The following is an 8,063-nucleotide window of genomic DNA, read 5'->3' as shown; positions in this document are numbered from 1 at the left end:
AAAGAAACCCGTTGCAGAAATGCAGCGGGTTTTTTGCGTTAAGTCTCTCGGCAATAGCTAAACCGGCTCATTTCACCTTGCGCGAAAAGAATGCCAGCGCTTCGCGCTGCGTCATTAACCTTTCGCACTATATTCACCTTGCGCAAAGTAAATGTACTCGCTTCGCTCTATGTCACTGTACTTTGCACTTAATTCATCCATGAATCTAATCGACATTAGTACATCTATGTACGTCAAACCCGTTGCAGAAATGCGACGGATTTTTTGCGTTAAGTCTCTCGGCAATAGCTAAACCGGCTCATTTCACCTTGCGCGAAAAGAATGCCAATGTTTCGCGTTGCATCACAAATCTTCTTTACGCCCAAAGGTTGGGTAATCGCAGCGTTACTGTTTGCAAAGAGCGGCTATTACTTTCGACGAAATATAACTTTTTGTTGAACATATAGATTTATTGCTTCGCTCATCTAACTTACAAGATGCAAAACATGAATGACAGTAAGCGTTGGTGATAAGTCTATTGTGTCTTTTAGCAAATGGTGAGACACCTTAGGTTATTGCTCGTTCAGCTCATGTGCTGTAGTGCATGGCTACGTCGTTACACAGTATCTACCTAAGCGATGTTATGTAATGTAGTCACAACCTGAGCCTTTTTAAATTTTAAAAATCTGCTTGTAGAGAGACTAAAAATATCTAATAAATTTATACTCTTTATATACTTTTTAAAGGTTGGTTATCTTTTTAAGAACACGATATTTTTATGTGTTTCGTTTTTTAATTTCGTTTAGTTATATTGATTTTATCGAAATTATTATTTACTAAAATAATTTATTTATTTTTGTTGAAATGATAAATAAATACTGTTAGGTTTGTTGTTGTCAACAAGGAGATATAAAAATGTTATTAAAACTTAAAAAGAAAAACATCAAACTTATTAGTCATGATAAAGCTAACGTACCAGCTGAGATGACTCCACAGGTTGCTGGCGGCTTCTTCAAGACTTGGGAGTGCACTGGTACTAGAACTTGCCCAGGTACTTATACAACTTCAGCTTGCTAAAGTCTGTATTTAATGAGCTACTTAATGGTAGCTCAGTCACGTAGCTTATTATCCGTTGAAAACTCATTTTATTACTACTTTTTTATTTTATTAATATTGTTCTTCATTCCACTATTCTTAATTCCACTCTTGTATTTTCATATAAATTAAGTGTGATTTAAATTTTTAATGCTTTATTTTTTTTGCAAAAAATAAGTTGGTTTTTAATTTTAGATCTCAATCATTTTTTCTTTTTTATTAGAGTCTGGGTTTTATTTTGTACTCAGTCAAGATTATAAAGAGTTTGTATACTTACAAGATAAGTTTGAGATCCCCTCCCTGTACTTGATAGCATTTTCAATTAGAGTATTTTGTTATTATCGGGGCTTCAGATGTAGGTTTTAACTTAGCCTTATTACTATCGAGTCGGAAAATTGTTAGCTACATTATCTGGCTCATCAAGTGATGCGCTCTTAACCTTGCTGCCTTGTTCCAAATAGTTCTAGTGAATCAGTCAAGTATTAGAGGTTTAGCATTGCGATTTAATTTTAACTGTATATACTCACAGTAAATGCACTGTATGGAAAACCAGTTATATGCGACCTTTAACAAAACGACAAGAACAAGTATTCGAGCTGATCAAAGTTTTTATCAAAGACACAGGTATGCCACCGACTCGTGCGGAAATTGCAGATTCTCTTGGTTTTCGCAGTGCCAATGCTGCTGAAGAACATTTGAAAGCGCTTGCTAAAAAAGGAGTCATTGAAATGGTGCCTGGCGCAAGCCGCGGTATTCGATTGGTGGAAGCGGATGAACCAGAGCAGCTGGGGTTACCTCTTGTAGGTCGCGTAGCAGCTGGAGAGCCTATTTTGGCGCAAGAGCACATAGAGAATCATTGCCAAGTAGATCCTGGTATGTTCCAGCCATCAGCTGATTACCTACTTCGTGTTAATGGCATGAGCATGAAAAATATCGGCATAATGGATGGTGACTTACTTGCTGTTCATAGAACTCAAGTTGCCAATAATGGGCAAGTTGTTGTTGCTCGTGTTGAGGAAGACGTCACCGTTAAGCGTTTTGAAAAAGTCGGTAAAAAAGTATTCTTACATGCTGAGAATGAAGATTTCTCACCGATTGAAGTTGACCTAGAGCAAGAGGTTTTCAATATAGAAGGTCTCGCTGTTGGTGTGATCCGCGGTAACTTGTAATGTTTTGCTGATTGCCTGATAAGCTGAGATCTTATTTTTCAGCTTATCTCACCAAAACCATTTTTATAAATTCACAGACCCCTTTTAAGCTATACTTCCATATCATATACTTACGTTACATAAATGTAACATCAGCTTTGGAATACGTGCTTGTTAAGCAAAAATAAAAATTATTTTGCACTAAATCCATGATTCGCAGTCTGAGCTATTCGTCTTAATTTAAGAACTTAAATTTATTTGTATTCACAGGTTACATTTGATTTCAAAAGAGATCAGAGGCTTGCTTGTGATTGTGTTAAAACCACTGGAAATGAATTGAATATGGAGCAGCTTATGACTTGGTTTAAAGTAGTATTGATTGTGGCTTTGGTATGTATGTTATCCGCCTGTGCTTCGAGCTCAAACAATACGCGCTCAGGTTTTTTACCTAATTATGATGTATTACTCCCCTCTGACGACTATGAAGATACCAACCTATTCGTCGATAACACATTCAATAGAGAAGTGTTAAGTAAAATCGAAGTGCTCTACATTCCTCAGTTTGAAGTGTGGATTAACGCTTCTGAATCTGAGTTTTTAAACATTAATCCTCAGCATGTTGCTAAGCTAAGTCATTACATGCAGTCGCAAATGCAAATCAAATTGAGCCCTTACTATAAAGTTGTAACGGCAAAACCCGAAGGTGTAGATGACACTGTATTGACAATTGAAGGCGCTTTTACAGATGTGCAATTTGAACCCATTTCATTACAGGTAAGAGACTTTGTGCCTATCAGGTTAGTGTATAACGCGGGCAAAACTGCTTATTTAGCTGCGACAGAGCAAACCGAGGCATTAACACATGTGTCACTCGAGTCAGCGTTCTATTTAGGGAGTCGGCAGGCCCCAGTGGTGATGATGACTGCACATAAAGAATTGGATTCGGTACTGAAGGCTGATGGTACTGAGAATGTTGAAACGGTTAAGGCCGTACTTGATGTTTGGATAGATAATTTTGTTACTGCGATGACTCAACATCGTAATGTTCAGTAAAACTAAAGGAGCTTTTATGAAGATAATAAAAGGCAAGCAGCTAGGTGTTATGGCAATATTTTGCTTGGCATTAATTGGTTGTTCAGAGCAAAAGTCAGAGCAAGAGCAATCAGAGCAGCTTCGTCCAGTGAGGACATTATTGCTTTCTTCACAAGTCGATGGCCCTTTGGTGGAATTCCCTGCGGTAGTCGATGCAGCTTCTTCTGCGGATCTATCATTTAAAGTATCAGGTGAAGTTACAGAGTTGCTGGTAAAGCAGGGGCAAGAAATTCAGCTTGGTGATGTAATTGCTAAGTTAGATGCAACAGAATACAAACTTTCTTTAGATGAAGCACAGGCTAATTATAATAAAGCACAGGCTGACTTTAGGCGTGCTAAACAACTTATTAAATCAGGCACGATTTCGCAATCTGACTATGACCAACTACAGTCCCACTTTACTAGTGCAAAAAGTAAATTGGCGAATGCAAAAAACAACTTGTCTTACACAAGCTTAAAAGCATCATTTTCGGGTGTAGTGGCACGCACTTATATAGAGCGTTTTGAAGAGGTACAAGCCAAGCAAGTTGTCGCAACACTGCAAGATATCAAGCATGTAACGCTTAAGGTCAATGTGCCTGAGAGCTTAATGATTAAAGTCTCAAAAGATGCGCCTAAACACATTATTGCAGAGTTTTCAGGGATCCCTGATAAAACATTTCCATTAGACTTTGTTGAAGTGAGCACACAAGCGGATGAGGTAACGAAAGCCTATGAGGTTACTCTCAGCATGACGCGCCCCGAGGGTTACAACATCTTACCGGGCATGACAGCAAAGGTGCTTGCCAAAGGCGCTGATGTGAATAAAAGTGGTCTCTACTTACCAATAAAAACTGTGCTCAAAGATGCATCCGGTAATTTTGTATGGACAGTGGAGTCTGCTGGAGCAGGTAAGGGAAAAATTAAGAAAAACCCGGTTGTGATTGGTGAGGTTTCTACTCTAGGTTTTCCGGTTATCAGTGGAGTTTCGGAAGGCACTTATATTGTGACTGCTGGTATGAGTAAAGTGAGTGAAGGCCAACTTGTAAAATTTAACAAGGGGGTCCAGTGAATATAACCAGACTTGCATTAGAAAATAACCGGACAACTTGGGTACTGATAGCGGCATTGTTGTTTTTTGGGATCATCTCGTTTAATAAAATGCCAAAAGATTACGATCCTGGTTTTATTATCAGAACAGCGCAAGTGGTTACTTACTTCCCTGGAGCAAGCCCTCAGCGAGTAGAAGAGCTTGTCACCGACCAAATCGAGAAGGTTGTACAGCAGATCCCGGAATTGGATTTTGTCAGTAGCACCTCCAAAACAGGCGTTTCTATCGTTAGCGTCAATATTAAGGAAAGCTATAAGAATATGCGCCCTATCTGGGATAATTTAAGGCGCAAGATCCAGAGTATAGAGAAAGATTTACCCAGCGATGCGCAAACTCCCATTGTTAACGATGAATTTGGGGATGTGTTCGGTATTGTCATAGGGCTTACCGCTGAAGGATATACCTATCGTGAATTGGAAGATGTAGCTGAACAGGTTAGGGACACCTTGTTGCGCTTACCTGAGGCTGCAAAGGTGGAAATTTATGGCAACCAAGAACAGCGTGTATTTATTGAATTTGAAAACGCGCGGCTTGGTGCCCTTGGCATTTCACCTAACCAGCTTAAAGAGCAACTTGCATCACGAAATATTGTCAATCCTGGCGGTTCTATTTATATCAATGATGAAACCCTCGCACTTGAGCCGAGTGGCAATTTTGAGTCAGTAGAAGATATTGCCAATACCATCATTAATGTACCGGGTAGCGAACAGGTATTGCTACTGTCTGATATTGCCGTTGTTTATCGTGACTATGCAGATCCCGCAAAGTCTAAGGTACGAGTGGGCTTAGATGAGGGTTTAACGATCGCCATTTCTATGCGACAAGGCGGTAATAATATTGCTTTGGGCGAGCAGGTGTTAGAAACCCTTAACTATTTAGAAAGTGTTTATCCCATTGGCGTTGAATTTAAGTTGCTCTCTTTCTTACCTAAGGAAGTCGAGCAAAAGGTCAGTGACTTTGTCTCCAATCTTTTGCAAGCGGTATTGGTGGTTACCTTAGTGATGTTATTCACTTTGGGACTAAGAACAGGCCTTATTGTTGCCAGCCTTATTCCAATGAGCATGGTCTTTGGCATTTTGGTGATGTCATTTTTCCACATTAGTATTGACCAAATTTCACTTGCTGCACTCATCATCGCGCTTGGGATGTTAGTTGATAACGGTATTGTGATGTCTGAAAACATCATGGTACAAATGGAGCGCGGCAAGGCGGCGATAGATGCTGCGGTTGACTCGGCGGATGAATTAAAAGTGCCTTTGCTAGTGTCTTCATTAACAACTGGGGCTGCGTTTTTACCTATCTTTTTAGCTGAATCATCGACAGGTGAGTACACGGCTTCATTGTTCAAGGTTGTGACCATTACTTTGCTATGTTCATGGTTGCTGGCTATGACTATGATCCCTATGTTATGTGTGTACTTTACACGTGTGAAATCACAAGCAGCTGATTACAACACTGGCGTTTATTTAACTTATAAAAACCTTTTAACCACCATGATCCGCCACCGCTGGATCACTTTGATGGCATGTGTGGCTGCGTTTTTTATTGCGCTGCAAGGCATGCAGTTAATTCCGAAATTATTTTTCCCACCTTCAGATCGTGACTATTTCAAAGTAGAGCTAGAACTGCCTATCGGTACTCGGTTAGAAACAACCGAAGCTTTGGTAAAAGATATGGAAGCCTTTATTCAAAATGAGTTACTGGTATCAAGTGAGCGCCCCGAGGGAGTGACGCAGTGGGTCAGTTATGTCGGTAATGGTGGCCCAAGATTTTTGTTAACGCATACACCAGAGCCAACAAGTTCAAACTATGCGTTGATGATTGTCAGTACTACGTCTTATCAATTGATCGATGCTTTGATGCAGGATATTGAGCAGTATGCCTTAAGTCGACACCCTGACTTATTGATTAAGCAGCGAAAGATTGAAAATGGTGCACCGATAGCTAACCCGGTTGAGATCAGGCTCTCTGGTGACGACCAAGTTACCTTGATGGCGATTGTCGATCAGTTAAAAGCGCAAATGGCGGCGACTCAGGGGCTTAAAGCAATCAGTGATGATTGGGGGTTGCCAAGCAAAAAGGTACAGATCAAGATAAATCAAACACGTGCACGACGTGTGGGTGTATCAAGTAAAGATATCGCAAGTTCATTACAAACTGGCTTTAGTGGTTTGGAGCTCACACAATACCGCGAAGGAAATGAACTAATACCTGTTACCTTACGCTCTGTGGCCGCTGACAGAGATGATATTGGCAAATTGGAAGCCATGATGGTCTATTCACAAGCTACAGGCGCATCGGTTCCTTTGAAGCAGGTTGCAGATATTGAAGTGGTTTGGGAAAGCGCTCAAATCTTACGACGCGACCGATTAAAAACCGTGGCAGTGGGTGCGCAGCTTGACGGCATTACGGCGAATGAAGGGTTTGCTGCATTAGTGCCTTGGCTGGAAGAGCAAAAGCAAAACTGGCCATTTGGGTATTCATATGAATTGGGTGGTGAAGCTGAGTCTTCCGGTAAAGCCAATCAGTCTATTGCAGATAAAATGCCTATAGCGGTATTTATTATTGTTATCTTGCTGATAGGTCAATTTAACTCGATCCGTAAGTCAATTATTGTACTGACTACCATTCCATTGGGATTTATTGGCGTGATCTTGGGTCTACTAGTAGGGCAGTCATTTTTTGGCTTCATGACTTTACTTGGCATTATTTCTTTGGCGGGTATTGTAATAAACAATGCAATTGTATTGTTGGAGCGGATCAAAATTGAGCTTGAGAATACACCAAATAACCCTGTAGAGGGGATTATCTCAGCCGCACAGCAACGTATGCGACCGATTTTATTAACGACTGCGACGACCGTGTTTGGTCTTATTCCATTGTATTTGGGTGGGGGAGAAATGTGGGAGCCGATGGCACTTGGGATCATGGGCGGTTTGCTGTTTTCTACCTTACTAACACTTGGCATTGTGCCTGTACTCTATGCGTTATTTTATAGAATAAAGGTGCAAAACTAGTGGTGATATGGCGTTCATTCGGTTTAAAAGGTGAACGCCGGTAAAAGCCTGTTAATGAATGTAACCCTTAAGTTTTCGTTCAGCGTAGTGAGCAGAATATGAACACACAGGCTAACCAGAGGAGCAAATAATGAAACTTTTCAAATATGCAATTGTGGCACTTTTTATGCCGATGATGGCCAGTGCTGGAGAGGCAAAAGTAACATGGCTAGACTTTAAAGAGTACAGAGATGTGTTTCCTGCAAAGGAGACTCGTGGCGGGTATCACAAGCGTATTGCAAAGCAATTTGATGCGCATTTGAATAAGCTAGCTTCAGACATGCCAGCAGGATATACGTTAGCGGTAACTTTTGAAGATATTGATTTAGCAGGTGATGTTAGATTTAACATGAATGATATTCGCATCATTAAGCCTATTTATTTTCCACGTTTAAAAATTACCTATAGCGTGACCGATAAAGCGGGTAAAGTAATGGCGGAAGCAAAATCTAAAGTGTTAAAAGATATGAGCTTTATGAATAGAATCAAGTCTGGTAGAGACACCGAGTTTTATTATGACAAGCGTTTATTAAGCGATTGGTTTGAAGACGAGGTTACACCGGTGGTTGGCACCGTGAATAAATAAAAAGAGCGCTGAGGCGC

Annotated in this window: 6 protein-coding genes; all 6 read left to right on the top strand. The window is 40.4% G+C overall.

The annotated features are described in order from the left end of the window. Positions 1-894 precede the first annotated feature (894 nt). The 6 genes from L1077_RS26760 (at position 895) to L1077_RS26735 (ending at position 8,046) form a co-directional block, all read left to right on the top strand. Positions 895-1,056 carry a hypothetical protein gene (locus L1077_RS26760; protein ID WP_196760880.1) on the top strand — a complete coding sequence of 54 codons (162 nt, stop codon included), beginning with the start codon at positions 895-897 and terminating at the stop codon, positions 1,054-1,056. 575 nt (positions 1,057-1,631) lie between these two features. Beyond that, positions 1,632-2,243, top strand: a complete 612-nt coding sequence (gene lexA / locus L1077_RS26755; RefSeq protein ID WP_063363373.1) for a transcriptional repressor LexA — start codon at positions 1,632-1,634, stop codon at positions 2,241-2,243. A gap of 333 nt (positions 2,244-2,576) precedes the next feature. Then, positions 2,577-3,275: a DUF3313 family protein gene (locus L1077_RS26750; protein WP_237139812.1), complete on the top strand. Its 699-nt coding sequence runs from the start codon at positions 2,577-2,579 to the stop codon at positions 3,273-3,275. Positions 3,276-3,291: 16 nt separating this feature from the next. Then, positions 3,292-4,365 carry an efflux RND transporter periplasmic adaptor subunit gene (locus tag L1077_RS26745; protein WP_237139811.1) on the top strand — a complete coding sequence of 358 codons (1,074 nt, stop codon included), beginning with the start codon at positions 3,292-3,294 and terminating at the stop codon, positions 4,363-4,365. Then, a complete protein-coding gene (locus L1077_RS26740; RefSeq protein ID WP_237139810.1) occupies positions 4,362-7,421 on the top strand; it encodes an efflux RND transporter permease subunit in 3,060 nt (1,019 codons plus the stop codon). The genes L1077_RS26745 and L1077_RS26740 overlap by 4 nt, the downstream gene beginning before the upstream one ends. Before the next feature lie 130 nt (positions 7,422-7,551). Next, positions 7,552-8,046 (top strand): DUF3016 domain-containing protein, encoded by a 495-nt coding sequence (locus tag L1077_RS26735; RefSeq protein ID WP_237139809.1) that lies wholly within the window; start codon positions 7,552-7,554, stop codon positions 8,044-8,046. Positions 8,047-8,063 lie beyond the last annotated feature (17 nt).

Origin of the sequence: Pseudoalteromonas luteoviolacea, from assembly GCF_021654285.1 — a bacterium.
Taxonomy (GTDB): Bacteria; Pseudomonadota; Gammaproteobacteria; order Enterobacterales; family Alteromonadaceae; genus Pseudoalteromonas; species Pseudoalteromonas luteoviolacea_J.
The sequence above is the reverse complement of the archived record's forward strand: the minus strand, read 5'-3'. Positions and strand labels throughout refer to the sequence as shown.

Bases quoted from the DNA above. Each gene is read 5' to 3' on its own strand.
- lexA (WP_063363373.1), top strand. From the start codon at position 1,632: ATGCGACCTTTAACAAAACGACAAGAACAAGTATTCGAGCTGATCAAA.
- L1077_RS26735 (WP_237139809.1), top strand. From the start codon at position 7,552: ATGAAACTTTTCAAATATGCAATTGTGGCACTTTTTATGCCGATGATG.
- L1077_RS26750 (WP_237139812.1), top strand. From the start codon at position 2,577: ATGACTTGGTTTAAAGTAGTATTGATTGTGGCTTTGGTATGTATGTTA.
- L1077_RS26745 (WP_237139811.1), top strand. From the start codon at position 3,292: ATGAAGATAATAAAAGGCAAGCAGCTAGGTGTTATGGCAATATTTTGC.
- L1077_RS26760 (WP_196760880.1), top strand. From the start codon at position 895: ATGTTATTAAAACTTAAAAAGAAAAACATCAAACTTATTAGTCATGAT.